13 protein-coding genes are annotated in these 15,827 nt (G+C 65.6%); 10 read left to right on the top strand and 3 right to left on the bottom strand.

The features are described 5' to 3' along the window. Complete coding sequence (locus tag NOV74_RS05415) at positions 1-837, bottom strand: transporter family protein (RefSeq protein ID WP_257309955.1); 837 nt, start codon at positions 835-837, stop codon at positions 1-3. Between the two features lie 191 nt (positions 838-1,028). Between NOV74_RS05415 and NOV74_RS05410 the strand changes: the two genes are divergently transcribed. From NOV74_RS05410 to NOV74_RS05365, 10 genes are all read left to right on the top strand, one after another. Beyond that, complete coding sequence (locus NOV74_RS05410) at positions 1,029-3,116, top strand: S46 family peptidase (protein ID WP_257309953.1); 2,088 nt, start codon at positions 1,029-1,031, stop codon at positions 3,114-3,116. A 108-nt stretch (positions 3,117-3,224) separates the two neighbouring features. Continuing rightward, a complete protein-coding gene (locus NOV74_RS05405) occupies positions 3,225-5,309 on the top strand; it encodes a S46 family peptidase (protein WP_257309952.1) in 2,085 nt (694 codons plus the stop codon). A gap of 52 nt (positions 5,310-5,361) precedes the next feature. Next, positions 5,362-7,452 carry a S46 family peptidase gene (locus NOV74_RS05400; protein WP_257309950.1) on the top strand — a complete coding sequence of 697 codons (2,091 nt, stop codon included), beginning with the start codon at positions 5,362-5,364 and terminating at the stop codon, positions 7,450-7,452. A gap of 413 nt (positions 7,453-7,865) precedes the next feature. After that, a complete protein-coding gene (locus tag NOV74_RS05395) occupies positions 7,866-8,279 on the top strand; it encodes a nucleoside 2-deoxyribosyltransferase (RefSeq protein ID WP_257309949.1) in 414 nt (137 codons plus the stop codon). A gap of 34 nt (positions 8,280-8,313) precedes the next feature. Next, positions 8,314-9,396, top strand: a complete 1,083-nt coding sequence (locus NOV74_RS05390; protein ID WP_257309947.1) for an aldo/keto reductase — start codon at positions 8,314-8,316, stop codon at positions 9,394-9,396. 179 nt (positions 9,397-9,575) lie between these two features. After that, the gene (locus NOV74_RS05385) at positions 9,576-10,409 is read left to right on the top strand and encodes a hypothetical protein (RefSeq protein WP_257309946.1); all 834 of its coding nucleotides are present in this window, start codon (positions 9,576-9,578) and stop codon (positions 10,407-10,409) included. A 167-nt stretch (positions 10,410-10,576) separates the two neighbouring features. Then, the gene (locus NOV74_RS05380) at positions 10,577-11,323 is read left to right on the top strand and encodes an SAM-dependent methyltransferase (RefSeq protein WP_257309944.1); all 747 of its coding nucleotides are present in this window, start codon (positions 10,577-10,579) and stop codon (positions 11,321-11,323) included. Positions 11,324-11,439: 116 nt separating this feature from the next. Then, positions 11,440-11,955: a hypothetical protein gene (locus tag NOV74_RS05375; RefSeq protein WP_257309942.1), complete on the top strand. Its 516-nt coding sequence runs from the start codon at positions 11,440-11,442 to the stop codon at positions 11,953-11,955. Positions 11,956-11,989: 34 nt separating this feature from the next. Continuing rightward, positions 11,990-12,361 (top strand): cupin domain-containing protein, encoded by a 372-nt coding sequence (locus tag NOV74_RS05370; RefSeq protein WP_257309941.1) that lies wholly within the window; start codon positions 11,990-11,992, stop codon positions 12,359-12,361. Between the two features lie 34 nt (positions 12,362-12,395). Continuing rightward, positions 12,396-13,253, top strand: a complete 858-nt coding sequence (locus NOV74_RS05365; protein WP_257309939.1) for a class I SAM-dependent methyltransferase — start codon at positions 12,396-12,398, stop codon at positions 13,251-13,253. Between the two features lie 32 nt (positions 13,254-13,285). On the opposite strand, the gene NOV74_RS05360 is transcribed toward NOV74_RS05365, so the two are convergent. Continuing rightward, positions 13,286-14,539, bottom strand: coding sequence for an MFS transporter (locus tag NOV74_RS05360; protein WP_257309938.1), 1,254 nt, complete (start codon positions 14,537-14,539; stop codon positions 13,286-13,288). 78 nt (positions 14,540-14,617) lie between these two features. Next, positions 14,618-15,826 carry an ABC transporter permease gene (locus NOV74_RS05355; protein WP_257309937.1) on the bottom strand — a complete coding sequence of 403 codons (1,209 nt, stop codon included), beginning with the start codon at positions 15,824-15,826 and terminating at the stop codon, positions 14,618-14,620. Between the last annotated feature and the right edge of the window lies 1 nt (position 15,827).

Genomic DNA, 15,827 nt, shown 5'->3' with positions numbered 1-15,827 from the left:
CTACCTGGTTTTCGTGAACGGGTGCTCGAAGCTCAGGTAGAGGAAGATGGCCTTCTCGCCGCGGCTAGCGCCCACGCCGATGGGGAGGGCAAGGCCGGGGACGATCTGGAGCCCGCTCGGGAAGTTATAGGCCCACCGGATGCCGGGGGAAAGGAAGGACGTGCTCTGCCGATCGGTCTGATTCGGGCCTGTCACCATTTCGCCGTTGGTGTAGACGTATTCCAGCATCACGTTGAAGCGTGGATTCGCCAGCCAGATGAAGCTCTGGCCGAGCAAGAAGTCCTGGGTGGTGGCGCGGTCCCCGTTCATGTTGATGGCTCGAGGCGTGTGAGTGGCCCCGGCATTGAAGTGGCCCACGAAGGCACTGCCCACGGTGAAGCTCACGGGCAGGTTCACCTGGAAGCCCGTGGCCCCCTTGCCGTAGCCCCGCTTCTCGTCACCGGTGGGCAGCAGCACCGTGAACCGCGGCGCCACGGCCACGGGCGCATTGCCGTCTCCCACCAACTGGTAGCGGTAGTTCAGGGCCACATCCCCGAAGGCCTGCTTCCCATCGAGGGAGAGGCCCAGCCGTTGCCAGGGCAGGGTGAAGCTGAGCTGGTGTTCCAGTCCACCTACGGGCCACTCCTGAGTGAAGGTGTAGATCCAGTCCTTGCTCTCCTGGTAGCGGGTGAAGGTGCTGATGTGCTGCACCACCCCGGGTTCCTGGTTGTAGGCCTCCTCCACGAGGAAGGAGTTGTCCTGGATGGGTCCTTCCTTCTTCTCCTGGGCCGACAGGGAGGCGGCGAGGAGGAAGGCGGGAAGGAGGCGGCAGAGGAGGGGGGAGGTGAAGGTCGTCATGGTTGTGATATTGAGTCTCAAAAATAAATGATTCAAGACCTCTGGGTTGTGAAGTGATTCGCGTCACTGGGGCTGCGCAGGGCCCCCGGTCCATTGGATCGGGCCGGGCCTTCTCGAATCAAGGGCGGGAAGCTGGGTTCGGCATGGATACGTAGTGATACGATGGTTATTCGCCCATGTTTGGAGAACCCATGTCGTTCGGAATTCCACGCCTCATCCTACCTCTGCTTGCGTTCGTCCTGGCCTCCGCTCCCGTGCGGGCTGAGGAGGGCATGTGGACCTTCGATAACCTGCCGACGAAGAAGATCCAGTCGACTTATGGCTGGGCTCCCGACCAGGCTTGGCTGGATCACGTGCGCCTTTCGGTCCTCCGTTTTCCTGGGGGCTCCGGTTCCTTCGTGAGCCGGGACGGCCTGGTGCTCACCAACGAGCATGTGGGCCGGGGCTGGCTCCAGCGCGTGAGCAGCAAGGAGGCGGACTATGTGAAGAACGGCTTCGCCGCCGCCACCCGGGAGCAGGAGATCAAGGTACCGGGCCTTGAACTCATGACGCTGATGGCCATGGACAACATCACGGATCGCCTGGCCAAAGTTGTGAAGCCTGGGACCCCCGAGAAGGAGATTCTGAAGGCCCGCCATGCCGAGATCGACAAGATCAAGAAGGAGATGCAGGAGAAGAGCGGCCTCACCTGCGAGTACGTGACGCTCTACCAGGGGGGAGAGCACTGGATCTACTCCTACAAGAAGCACACGGACGTGCGGCTGGTCTTCGCGCCTGAGCTCCAGATCGCCCTGTTCGGCGGAGACTACGACAACTTCACCTATCCACGCCACAACCTGGACTTCACCCTGTTCCGGGTCTACGAGAACGGCAAACCCTACACGCCCCCCGAGCACTTGACATGGACCCAGACGGGCCTGAAGGCCGGCGACCTGACCTTCGTCATCGGGCATCCTGGCAGCACCAAGCGGCAGGACACCTTCGCCCAGATGGTCTATTCCCGGGATCTCGCCATCCCCATGCGCCTGGCCGGGCTGGAGCGCCAGAAAGAGGTCCTGGTGCAGTACGGCAAGACTTCGCCCGAGGCCGCCCGGCAGGTCGGGACCCAGATCCTCAGGATCGAGAACAGCCTCAAGGCCCTTGGCGGCTACTTGTCCGGGTTGAAGAACAAGGAGGCTCTGGCCCGCATCGAGGCCGCCGAGAAGGCCTTCCGGGCCAAGGTGGCGAAGGATCCACGGCTTCAGGCCGAGGCCGGGCCCAGTTGGGGCCGGATCGAGGCGGCCCTGAAGGTGGCCCGAAGCCAGGCCAAGGACAGCGCCTATGTCGGCACTGCGCACTCCACCCTGCTGGGGTACGCCTTGTCGCTGGTGCGGATTCCGGACGAGGAATCCCTGCCCAGCGAGAAGCGGCTGCCCGAGTACAGCGACACCAACCTGAAGGCCGCCAAAGCCCGGCTGGGCGTCCCCGCCCCCTACTACCAGGAGCAGGAGGTTTTCGTCTTCACCCGCGGGCTCGCCGAGGCTGCCAAGCAACTGGGGCCCCAGCACCCCTTCGTGAAGGCGATGCTCGGGGGCAAGTCCGCAGCCGATGTCGCCAAGGCCGCGGTGACTGGGTCGAAGCTCGGGGATCCGGAAGTCCGCAAGGCCCTCCTGGCCGGCGGCAGGAAGGCCATTGCCGAAAGCCAGGATCCGATGATCCTCCTGGCGAAGAAACTGGACCCCATCGGGCGCACCCTCCGCAGAAAGCAGGAAGAGCAGGTCCAAAGCGTGATCACCGAGCACAGCGCGCGCATCGCCAAGGCCCGCTTCGCGGTCTACGGCAAGGGCACCTACCCGGATGCGACCTTCACCATGCGCCTCACCTATGGTCCCGTGGCGGAGTTCCCCGCCAACGGCACCCTGATCCAGCCCTTCACGACCTTTGGCGGCCTCTACGACCGGTATGACGGCTGGGGCGGCAACGCCGCCGGGGCCCACGATGGCGCCTGGCGCCTGCCCCAGCGCTGGCTCGACAAGCGCGGCGCCCTTGATCCGAGCATGCCCTTCAACTTCGTCCACAAAGTCGACATCATCGGTGGCAATTCAGGCTCCCCCGTGGTGGACCGCAAGGGCGAGCTGGTGGGCCTCATCTTTGACGGCGACATCGACATGCTGCCCGGCAACTACTTCTATGACGACACCGCCAATCGCGGTGTTTCCGTGGACGCCCGGGCCATCGTGCATGCCCTGGACAAGGTCTACGGCGCTTCCAGCCTCGTGGCCGAGCTGACCGGGAAATGATTTTTTAACCGCAGATGGCGCAGATGGCGCAGATGAAAAGAGATCTTTTATCTGCGGCCATCTGCGTCATCTGCGGTTCCCATTCTTGATGTTCTTTTTGGAGTTCTCATGCGACGCCTCTCTGCCCTCGCCCTCCTGCTCGCACTGCCCATCCTCCGTGCCGAAGACGGCATGTGGACCTTCGACAACCTGCCACTGAAGCAGCTCAAGGAGAAGTACGCCTTCGAGCCGGGGAAGGATTGGATCGACCACGTCCGCCTCTCCACCCTCACCCTGGGCGGCTGCACCGGTTCCTTCGTGAGCGCGGATGGTCTGGTGCTCACCAACCATCACTGCACCCGGGGTTCTCTCCAGCGCCTGTCCACCAAGGACCGCGACCTGGTGAAGGATGGGTTCGTGGCGGCCACGCGGGACCAGGAGATCAAGCTCCCCGGCCTCACCTACCGCACCCTCATGGCCATGGAGAACGTGACGGAGCGCGTGGCGAAGGCCGTCAAGCCCGGTCTCGGCGAGAAGGCCGCTGCCGCGGCCCGGGCCAAGGAGCTGGATGCCATCAAGGCAGAGTTGGAGAAGGCCAGTGGCCTCACCTACGACGTGGTGAACCTCTACCAGGGGGGCGAGACCTGGATGTACGGCTTCAAGACCTTCAAGGACATCCGTCTGGTGGCCGCCCCCGAGATCGCCGTGGCGGCCTTCGGGGGGGACTACGACAACTTCACCTACCCCCGCCATGACCTGGACTTCTCCATGGTTCGCGTCTACGAGAACGGCAAGCCCTACCACCCCGCCCACCACCTGACCTGGAGCACCGAGGGCCTGAAGATGGGCGATCTCACCTTCGTGGTGGGCCACCCCGGCCGCACCAGCCGCCTCCAGACCTTCGCCCAGATGAAATACGACCGGGATTTCGGCATTCCCGCTTATCTGCGGAACGCCGACCGCACCCGCGCCATCCTCGAGGAATACGGCAAGCGTGACGCCGAGCATGCCCGGCAGGTCCAGACCCTGATCCTGGGTGTGAACAACGGTTCCAAGGCCAACGAGGGTTCTCTGGCCGGCCTGAAAGATGCCGAGGCCATGAAGCGCATCGAGGACGCGGAGAAGGCCCTGAAAGCCGCCGTGGCGAAGGATCCCAAGCTGACCGCAAGCACCGGCAAGAGCTGGGCGCGCATCGAACAGGCCACCCAACTTCAGAAGGGTTTGCTCAAGGAGGCCCGTTCGGTCGGCTCGGCCCGTTCCACGACGTTGGGTCAGGCCCTGGCCTTGGTGCGTCTCGCCGAGCAGCAGGAGCTTCCCGTGGAGAAGCGCCTGACGGAGTACCGGTCCGAGGGCGGCCTCAAGGTCCTGAAGACCCGCCTCAGTGGACCCGCCATGGGCATGATGGGGCAGGGTGCCAACCCCGAATTGGAAACCCTTCTCTTTACGCGCGGCCTTGAAGATGCGGCTCGCGAACTGGGCCCCCAGCATCCCTTCGTTGTCGCGATCTTGGGCGGCAAGAAGCCCGCAGACGTGGCCAAGGCCGCCGTGGAAGGCACGAAGCTGAATGATCCGGCCGTGCGCAAAGCCCTGATCGAGGGCGGAAAGAAGGCCGTGACCGAGAGTGGCGATCCCATGATCGTGCTGGCCCGCAAGCTCGAGCCCATCCTGCTCGGCCTGCGGAAGAAGCAGGACGACGTGAGGGCCATCCTGGAAGAGCACGGCGCTCGTATCGCCAAGGCCCGCTTCGCCGTCTACGGCAAGGCCCTGCCACCGGACGCCACGGGGACCCTGCGCATCACCTACGGGGCCGTGGCCACCTATCCGGCCAACGGCACACTCCAGCAGCCCTTCACCACCTGGGCCGGCCTCTACGATCGCCACTTCGGCTGGGGCGGCAACGAGGCGAAAGACTACACCGACTGGCGTCTGCCTCAGCGCTGGCTGGACCGCATGGGCAAGCTGGACCTCCGGACGCCCCTCAACTTCTCCCACGCCGTGGACACCACCGGCGGCAACTCCGGCAGCCCCGTGGTGAACCGCAAGGGTGAGCTGGTGGGCCTCCTCTTCGACGGCAACATCGAAGGCAACGCCGGCCGCTACTACTACGATGAGAAGGTGAACCGCAGCGTCTCCGTGGACGCTCGCGCCATCCTCGAAGCGCTGGTCAAGATCTACGACGCGCCGCACCTCGCCGCCGAGCTGACCGGGAAGTAATTCTGTACGACTGAACGCCAGGGGCCCTTCGGGGCCCCTTTTCGGAGTCCCCATGCGCCTCACCGCTCTCGTCCTCCTGCTTGCCGCCCTGCCCGCGCTGCGCGCGGACGAGGGCATGTGGACCTTCGACAATATTCCCGTGAAGCAGATCAAGGCCAAGTACGGCGTGGATCTGGACGCGACCTGGCTGAAGAACCTGCAACTCGCCACGGTGCGCTTCCCCGGCGGCACGGGGGCCTTCGTGAGCCGCGACGGGCTGGTGGTGACCAACCACCATGTGGGCCGGGGCGCCATCGCCCAGGTGTCCACGGCGCAGACCGACCTGGTGCAGAACGGCTTCACCGCCGCCCGGCGGAGCCAGGAGATCCAGGTGCCGGGCCTGGAGCTGATGATGCTCGTCTCCATGAAGGACGTGACGATGCGGGTGAACGGCGCCGTGAAGCCCGGCATGGCGGACCAGGAGGCCCTGGCGGCCAGGCTCAACGCCCTGGCGGATCTCCGCCGGACCGAGGAGGCGAAGACCGGCCTCACCTGCGAGCCGGTCACTCTCTACCAGGGCGGCGAGTACTGGCTCTACCGCTACAAGAAGTTCAGCGATGTGCGGCTCGTCGCGGCCCCGGAGCTCCAGGTGGCGGCCTTTGGCGGCGATCCCGACAACTACACCTATCCCCGCCACAACCTGGATTTCTCCCTGTTCCGCGTCTACGAGGACGGGAAGCCCTACCGGCCCGACGCCATCCTGCCCTTCAGCGCCAAGGGCGTGGCCATGGGCGAGCTGACCTTCATCTCGGGGCATCCGGGCATCACCTACCGCCAGCAGACCTACGCCCAGATGGCTTACGCCCGCGACCTCGGCATCCCCTTCCAGCTCCGTACCCTGGAGCGCCAGGAGCAGGCCCTCCAGGCGTATTCGGCCACGTCGCCCGAGGCGCACCGCCTCGCCGCCGAGTCCATCTATGGCCTCCAGAACGGGCACAAGCGGCTCAGCGGCCAGCTGCTGGGTCTGGCCAAGCCGGAGAACCTGAAGAAGGTGGCGGCGGCCGAAGCCGCCCTGAAGGCCGCCGTGGCCAAGGATCCCGGCCTGCAGGCCCGCGTGGGCGAAAGCTGGGACCGGGTGGCCCAGGCCGTGGAACGGCAGAAAGCGCTGCTGAAGGAGGCCACCTACCTCGACAGCGGCCGCGGGACCCTGGTGGGCCGGGTGGCCACCCTGCGTCACGCCCTCACCCTGGTGCGGCTGGCGGACGAGCTGGCCAAGCCCTCGGCCCAGCGGCTCAGCGAGTTCAGCGAGGGCAACCTCAAGGCCACGCGGGCGCAGCTCCTCTCGCCCCGGCCTGTGCGGAAACCCATCGACGCCACACTGCTGGCGGCGGGGCTGCGGGAAGCCCAGGAGGAACTGGGCGCGGAACATCCCTTCGTGAAGGCCCTGCTGGGGGGCCAGACGCCGGAAGCTGTGGCCAAGGCGGCCGTGGAGGGCACGAAGCTGGATGATCCCGCCGTGCGGAAGGCGCTGGCCGAAGGCGGCAAGGCCGCGATCGACGCCAGCACGGACCCCATGATCCTCCTGGCGAGGAAGGTCGATCCCTTCGGCCGCGCCATCCACACGCGGCTGGAGGCCGAGGTCACTGGCGTCTTCAACGAGCAGGGCGGGCGCATCGCCGAGGCCCGCTTCAAGGTTTTCGGCCGGGCCGTCTATCCGGACGCCACCTTCACGCTTCGGCTGGGCTACGGCCCCGTGGCTACCTACGCCAACGGCACCGGCACGCTGGCCCAGCCTTTCACCACCTTCATGGGGATGTACGACCGGCACCTGGGTTGGGGCGGCAATGCCGCGGCAGCCGAGGGCGGAGCCTGGACCTTGCCGGAGCGCTGGCTCAAGCGGCAGTCCAAGCTGGATCTGGCGACCCCCTTCAACTTCATCTACGCCTGCGACACCGTGGGCGGCAACAGCGGCAGCCCCGTGGTGAACGTGAAGGGTGAGTTCGTGGGCATCAACTTCGACAGCGTGTTCGAAGGGCAGGGCGGCTACTACGTCTACGACCCCGACACCAAGCGCGCCGTGGCCACGGACGCGCGCGCCATCCTCGAGGCCCTGCGGAAGGTCATGGGCGGTGGCTACCTGGCGGACGAGCTCCTCGGACACTGAAGCGCCGGGTACCTGGACTGGGGAATACGAACGCCGAGGGCCTTTTCGCCACCGATTTCAGTGATTCCAGTGATTGAAAAGATGGAAAGACAGGCCGCTGTCCCAACGCAGCATGGGCTCCATGGGGGGCGCCAGGGCCGCGGCCCCTTGGAAGGCCCCGACCCTGACGCCCCCCCATGACTTCCGGCGAAGCCGGAAGCGGCCTTCGGCCGGCCCATGCGGGAAACAGCCGGGGTTTGATCAGCGAAATCACTGAAATCGGTGGCGAAATGCTTTTTTTGTTCGGCAGACCCGTGAAGAGGTGTCCGTGCTGGGCCGGTCCCCATTCGCGCGCTTCCTCTTCCGGCTGACGTTCCCCCGATCACGAGGTTGTGTGAATCTGTGGATCACACTTTCTGTTCAAGAGGCGACAGGTGGATCTGTATCTTTCGTGTTCCCTTACCGGCGGACGCCAGGACCAGCCCGTGGTGGCGGCCCTGGTGGACCGCATGGAGACCCTGGGCCACCGCGTGCTGACGGCGCACTTGGCCGACGCATCCGCCATGGCCGCGGACGGCGGCCTGTCGCCTGAGGCCGTCTACGAGCGCGACACCGCCTGGCTCCGCGCCAGCGAGGTTGTCATCGCCGAGGTGAGCACGCCCTCCCACGGCGTGGGCTTCGAGATCGCCTATGCCCTGGAGCGCGGCAAACCCGTGCTCTGCCTGGCCCGCGAAGGCGTCCGTGTCAGCAAGATGCTCACGGGCATCCGCCAAGAGGGCGTCGCCTTCCGGACCTACGGGGCCGTTGATGAAGCGCTGGCGCACCTGGAGACCTTCCTAGCGCGATAATGCTGACGAGATCCTGAATCCTACGGAGGACGCCATGTCCGAGGCCGGCACCACCCGACGCGATCTGTTCAAGCTGGGGGCCGCCGCCGCGGCGGGCCTCGTCGCCACCCGCCTCGCGGCAGTAGAGGCCGTCGCGGGCGCGGAGCCCGTGATCCACCATCCCACGCCCCACGCGCCCTTCAACCCCGCCACCGCCGAGGCCATGCCCACCCGCAACCTGGGGCGCACGGGGCACAAGGTGGGGATCTTCAGCCTCGGCGGCCAGGCGTCCATCGAGAAGCCCCACAATGAGAAAGTGGCCATCCCCCTCATCGAGCGGGCCCTGGACCTGGGCGTGAACTACTGCGACACCTCCGCCCGCTACGGCGGCGAGGCCCGCTGGAGCGAACAGTACTTCGGGCAGGTGATGAAGCGGCGGCGGGCCGAGGCCTTCCTCGCCACCAAGACCCACGACCGCACGGCGGACGGCTCGCTGCGGCTGCTGGAGACCTCGCTCAAGCTGCTCCAGACGGATCACGTGGACCTCTGGCAGCTCCACGCCATGAGCACCATGGACGATGTCGAGCGCGTCTGCGCGAAGGGCGGCGCCCTGGAGGCCTTCCAGAAGGCGCGCGACCAGAAGCTGGTGCGCTTCCTGGGCCTCAGCGGCCATACGGACCCGGACGTGCTGGCCGAGGCCATCCGCCGCTTTCCCTTCGACACCGTGCTCATGGCCTTCAACGCCGCCGACACCTGGCACCTGCCCTTCAAGAAGACCTTGCTGCCCCTGGCCGTGGAGAAGGAGATGGGCATCATCGGCATGAAGATCCCCGCCCGCGGCCGCCTCCTCGCCGGCGTCCAGCCTCCACCCCCCGAGAAGCAGCGCGGCCCCGCCAAGCACGACCGCCCCGGCACCCTCACCATCAAGGAGGCCATGCGCTACGCCCTGAGCCACCCCGTCAGCACCATCATCATCGGCGTGGACAACATCGCCCAGCTCGAAGAGAACGTCCGCATCGCGGGGGAGTTCTTGCCACTGAACTTGGCTCAGCTGGAAGCTTTGGAACAGAAGGTTCGGCCCGTCTATGGGCAGGCGCAGTGGTACAAACGGGATGCGCCGGCGAATCCTGGGAAATGAAAAGGAATATTAGCCACCGATGAACACAGATGAACACCGATAAAAGATGATGAATGTCGGTGAAGGATGGACAACTCGTAGGTTCTGGTCGATGATGCTTGCCAAGAAACCCTGACGGATCGTTGGCCACCGTTGCATTACGGTGATTCGTCTAATTCAAAGTTAGGTTTCATATCAACATGACTCACTCCTACTACTCTCAGAGAAAAGGCAGTAATCCTAACAAGGAAGGTCTGCCCCTCCATGACTTGGTCAATATATTTGTACGTGTGTACTTACAGATGGCTGAAGAAGGTTTCTTCACTGAGGCCTTTGGGTTCGTTTGTGTGGATCTAGGCTATTGCCCTGGGAAGATTCGGGATATCAAGTTAGCCATCCTTCTCGCACTTAGGAAACATGACTTATGGCCTATCGATGAAGCCTTTGTTTGTTACAACGAAGATGATTTATTCGACATGATCGAATTTCTTTTTCAGCACGTCTCGAAGCCTGTTGATGGCAATTTACACAACTATAATAACTGTGGGATGCACTGGGAAACCTTCAATAAAGCAGACGGTCAATCTGAGTACAGAACCCGAGTAAACGAACTGCTCACACATCACTCAGGTCACTTCGAATTATCCAAATCGGGTGAAATCTTGCAACAAGCCGAGGCTGGCTTCGAACCGATTTTTGATGCCGATGTACCATCTAGCGATAGCAATATCGTGGATAGAGTTGAATCAGCTGTCTTGCGCTATCGCAGGCACCGGTCGACTATCGACGATCGCCGTCAAGCAGTGCGCGATCTAGCCGATGTTCTTGAATATCTCAGACCTAAAGTGAAATCCCTTCTATCCTCTGCTGACGAAAATGATCTTTTCAACATTGCGAATAATTTTGGCATCAGACATCACAACGAGAAACAGAAAACATCCTATGACACCAACCTCTGGCTGAGCTGGATGTTTTACTTTTACTTGTCCACCATCCATGTCCTATTGCGGAAAATCGAACATGATCGCCCTTGAAACCTAACCGTCCGCTCAACTCGGACACTGCTTGCCTTGCCTTCCGCTCTCCGGCAACGTCTCGCTTTCTCGGCTCCGCTCGCCGCCTCGGTGCAGGGGGGGGGCGGTTAGCTTCCTTCGTCAGGCCGCGACAGTGTCCACTCACACCCATACGGAGATTTCCCGGAATGGACATTCCAAGGATCTTCAACATCACCGAAAGCGCTCATCGCATCCATAACCCGTTCACACCGGAAAAACTGGCCACGCTCGGCGTTGCGCTGCGCCTGGAATCGGGGGCCCGAGTGCTCGACCTCGGTAGCGGTTCGGGGGAGATGCTATGCACCTGGGCACGCGACCACGGCATCGTCGGCTTCGGCATCGACCTGAGCCAGCTGTTCACCGAGCAAGCGAAACGCCGGGCTGAAGAACTCGGCGTCGCCGATCGAGTCCAGTTCATCCATGGCGATGCTTCCGGTTATGTCTCGGATGAGAAGGTCGGCGTGGCCGCCTGTGTCGGTGCCACCTGGATCGGCGGGGGCGTCGCCGGCACGATCGAGCTTCTGGCAAGGAGCCTGCGCACCGGAGGGATCATCCTCATCGGTGAGCCCTACTGGCGGCAGCTACCTCAGACCGGGGATGTGGCCAAGGGGTGTCTTGCCAACGCGATCTCGGATTTTCTCCTGCTCCCGGATCTTCTCGCGTCTTTCGGCCACCTTGGCTATGACGTCGTTGAAATGGTTCTCACGGATCAAGACGGCTGGGACAGATACGAGGCGGCTCAATGGCTCACCATGCGCCGATGGCTTGAAGCCAATCCCAATGACGAGTTCGCGAAGGATGTTCGAGCCAAACTGACCTCGGAACCCGAGCGCTACGCTGCTTACACGCGTGAATACCTGGGCTGGGGTGTATTCGCGCTGATGCCGCGGTGAGCCTGACCTCTTGCTGGCTTCGCTCAGCGCTTCAGCGCCTCAGCGCAGGCGGGGCCGGTTCGCTTCATGTGTGGTGTAGGTTCCTGGTCCGCGACTCCGACCGGCTGGAGGTCTGAATGAGGGAAAACCCGCCGATCATGGTGCTGGCCGAAGAATCGCCTGAGGAAGTCACCTTTCGCTTCAGGGGCCGCCGGTGGGCGGTGGCGACCCTGATCCCGGGAGTGGCCCTGCTTTGGCTGGTTCGCTACCTGTACCTCTTGGGCCGCTCCCAAACCTGGATGTTGGTGGTCGTGGGGGTGTTCGGCCTGATGCTGGTCTATTCGAGTGTCTACAGCGCCACGGCGGATCAATGGCTGACGGTGTCGGGCCTCCGGAAGACGGTCCGGTTCCACAAGAAGAACCTGTACGGCCGCGTGGCCTGGGAGAAGGCCCCGGGGGAATTCCGGAACATCCGGGTCGGGCGATACACCCGACCCTCCAACTGGCACATCGCCCTGGTGGGCCGCGATGGATTCGAGCTCTATCTTGGTGAACATGCCTTCGGCGCCTTCACCCTGGAACGGGCCATCCAGGTGGCGGCCAAGGTGAGTCAACGGACGGGCATCCCGCTCGAGGCCCCGAATCAAATTTAAGGGCCCATCCCTTTCCTCCGTTTTCGAGGTGCTCATGGATCAGGCGATCTCTCCCCTCCGGGCCGCGCAATCGCTCACGGAGCTGTGGTCCCCGAGGGTCATCGGCGAAGTGGATGAGGCCTACGTCAAGGTGGCGCGGCTGCACGGCCGCCTGGCCTGGCACGCCCACGAACACGAGGACGAGCTGTTCTATGTGCTGGCCGGCGTGCTGACCCTGGAAATGGAGGACAAGACGGTCCGCGTGGGCCCGGGGGAGTTCTACGTGGTGCCCAAAGGCGTCCGGCACAATCCCATCGCAGACGAGGAGTGTCTCGTCATGCTGCTGGAACGCAAGACGACCCGGCACACGGGGGACGAGGTCACCGACAAGACGCGGTCCCTGGAGGATCAGCTCCGGCCCCTCTAGACGGGCCTATGATGAGGGTTCTTTCGGGGGCCTGGTGCGCGAGGAATCGGTGGCTTCACCGGACAGTACGGCGGTTCGGGTGGCCTTGTGGCGGGCGCTGCATCTGGAGGTGGACGCGCCGCCGCCGGTGTTCCGGGACGAGGTGGGGCTGCGGCTGGCGGCGCCAGAGGCGGGGTGGCGGGAACGGCCGGATATGGCGCCGTTCACGCGGCCCTTCCGGGCGTCCATCGTGGCGCGGGCGCGGTTCATCGAGGACTGCGTGGAGGAACAGGCCGCCCGGGGTGTCGCTCAATATGTGCTTTTGGGCGCGGGGCTGGACACCTTCGCCCAGCGCCGGGCCGACCTCGCTGCCCGCATGACGGTCTTCGAGGTGGACCAGCCCGGGCCCCAGGCCTGGAAGCGTCAGCGGCTGGTGGATCTGGGCTACGGCCTCCCGGCCTGGCTGCGGCTCGTGCCCGTGGACTTCGAGGCCGGCGACGGCGAGTGGGAGCGGCTGGCGGCGGCGGGCTTCGACCCGGCGGGCCCGGCGGTGGTGGCCTCCACGGGCGTGAGCATGTACCTCACCCGGGAGGCGGTGGCGGCCACGCTGGGCCGGGTCGCGGCCCTGGCGCCAGGCTCCACGCTGGTGATGTCCTTCCTGGTGCCCCTCGATATGGCCGATCCCGAGGTGCGCCCCGGCATGGCGCGGGCCATGGAAGGCGCCCGGGCCAGCGGCACGCCCTTCCTCAGCTTCTTCGACCCGTCGGAGCTGGTGGCCCTCGCCCGCGAAGCCGGCTTCCGCGAGGCGCGGCACGTGTCCTCCGGCACCCTGGCCCAGCGCTACTTCGCGGGCCGCACCGACGGTCTCCGTCTCCCCAATCCCGCCGAGGAACTGCTGGTGGCGACCACCTGACGGCCATTCAGGGCCCTGCGGCCCAGGACGCCTCAGCGCCCGTTCCGCGCGGCCTCCTGGGCGTGGAACAGCGTCCGGGCGCTCTGCCGCCAGGCCGGCAAGCGCAGCGCGAACACCAGGCCGCCCAGGAAGCAGCCGGCGCCGCCCAGGGCCACGGTGAGGGGGGCCCCGAGGTGGTGCGCCAGGGTGCCGCCGAGCAGCGCGCCGATGGGGGCCATGCCCATGAACATCATCGAGTAGACGGACATGACCCGGCCCCGGAGGGCATCCGGGACCATCATCTGGATGAGGGTGTTGCTGGAGGCCATCTGCACGATCATGCCGAAGCCCACGGGCAGCATGAGGAGCACGGAGAGCGGGAAGGTCCGCGACAGCGAGAAGGCGATGAGGGCCGCGCCGAAGCCGGACGCGCAGGCGGCGATCCAGGTGCCGAGGCCCTTCGGGCTGGGCCGCAGCGCCAGGGTCACGGCCCCCGCCAGGGCGCCTACTCCGGAAGCGCCCATGAGGGTGCCCAGGGCTCTGGCCCCGCCGTGGAGGATCTGGCCCGCGAAGATGGGCATGAGCACGCTGTAGGGCATCCCCAGGAGGCTGATCAGGCCCAGCAGCAGGAGGAGGTCCCGGACCGGGCGGGTCCGGCGCACGTAGCGGAACCCTTCGAGGATCGAGTGGCCGCTTGGCGCGGGCCGGCTGGGGGCGGGCTCGAGGTGCATCGCCAGCAGCCCGGCGATGACCGCGAGGTAGCTCACGCTGTTGATGAGGAAGCACCAGCCCTCCCCCACGGAGGCCACCAGCACGCCGGCCACGGCGGGGCCCAGGATGCGCGCGCCGTTGAACATGGAGGAGTTCAGGGCGATGGCGTTCATCAGGTCGGTCCGCCCGACGGTCTGGGCCACGAAGACCTGGCGGGCCGGGATGTCGAAGGCGTTCACGATGCCCAGCAGCAGCGAGGTGGCGATGATGTGCCACAGGTGGACGTGGCCCGTGAGCGTCAGGAGGGCGAGGATGAGCGTCAGGCCCATGGAGGCGCTCTGGGTGATGACGATCAGCCTGTGGGGCTTCATGTGGTCGGCGGCCAGGCCGCCCACCGTGGCCAGGAGGAACACCGGGATCTGCCCGGCGAAGGCCACGAAGCCCAGCATGGTGGCCTGGCCCGTGAGCCGGTACACCAGCCAGGACTGGGCCACGGTCTGCATCCAGGTGCCGATGAGTGAGATCAGCTGGCCCGAGAAGAAGAGGCGGTAGTTGCGGTAGCGCAGGGCGCGGAGGGCTTCGGGGAGGCCAGGCATCGCCCGATTCTACCGGGCGGCTGGGGACGCTCGGCGCCGCCTGGAAGCGGTGGATCAGAGCGCGCGCCGGCGCGGGGACTACTCCGCTCGCAGGGCCTCGATGGGATCCAGGGAGGCGGCCTTCCGCGCCGGGAGCACCCCGGCGGCGGCGCCCACTCCCAAGGTCATCACCAGGGCGGCGACCACCGCTTCCGGAGGCGTCGCGAGGGGCAGGCCCGGCACGATCAGCCTGAGGAGCGCCTGCACCAGCAGCCCGAAGGCCAGCCCCGCCACGCCTCCCCCGGCCGCCAGCAGGATCGCCTCGAGGAGGAAGAGGGCCTGCACGGTCGAACCCTCCACGCCCAGGGCCCGCAGGAGCCCGATCTCGGCCGTGCGCTCGTGCACCGAGATCCACATCACCGTCAGGATGCCGACCGCCCCCACCACCAGCGAAATCCCGGCGATGGCGGTGACCGCCAGGGTCACGATGCCGATCACGCGCCCGAAGACGTCCAGCATTTCAGTCTGCGTGGTGATGGTGAAGTCCTCCTCGCCGCGGTGCCGGGCCATGAGGGCCGCTCGGACCTGCGCCACGAGCGCGGGGATCCCCTCACTGCTGGACGCGAGCAGGTCGATCTCCTGGAGTTCGGACAGATTGAACAGGCCCATGGCGGTGCCCACGGGGATGTAGGCCGTATCATCCAGATCGAAGCCGAGCAGCTGGCCCTTGGGCTCCATGACCCCGATGACGACCAGGCTCTCGGAGCCGATGCGGACCCGCTGACCAAGGGGCGAGGCCGTCCCGAAGATCTCGCGGGCGAGCTTCGGGCCCAGGACGGTGAGGGAGGCCCGTCTCCCCGAGTCCAGCGGAGGGAGGAAGCTGCCCTGGGCCGTGCCGACGCCCCACACCCGGGGCAGCTCATGGTTGACACCGTAGATGTAGACGCTGCGCCCCCGACCGCCGAACTCCACCCGTCCCTGGCCCATCGCTACCGGGATCATGGCGTCGACACCGGGCAGGCGGCGGAGGGACCCCGCGTCTTCGGGGGTGAGCTGGTGGGTGGTACCGCCGAACACCCCTGGGATGCCCATGGTCTTCACCTTGCCGGGATTGATCGCCATGAGATTGGTGCCGAACTGGCTGAACTGGGACACGATGTACTGGCGCGTGCCCTCCCCCAGCGAGGAGAGCAGCACCACCGCCGCGACGCCGATGCCCACGCCGAGCACGGAGAGCGAGGATCTGAGCCGGTGCCCCGCCACGGCCCCGAGGACGAAGCGGAAGAGCTCGGACGAAGGGGCGGCCATG

The organism is Geothrix fuzhouensis, assembly GCF_024609325.1.
Lineage (GTDB): Bacteria > Acidobacteriota > Holophagae > Holophagales > Holophagaceae > Geothrix > Geothrix fuzhouensis.
Note: the sequence above shows the minus strand (reverse complement) of the source record. Positions and strands in the feature narration are given on the sequence as shown.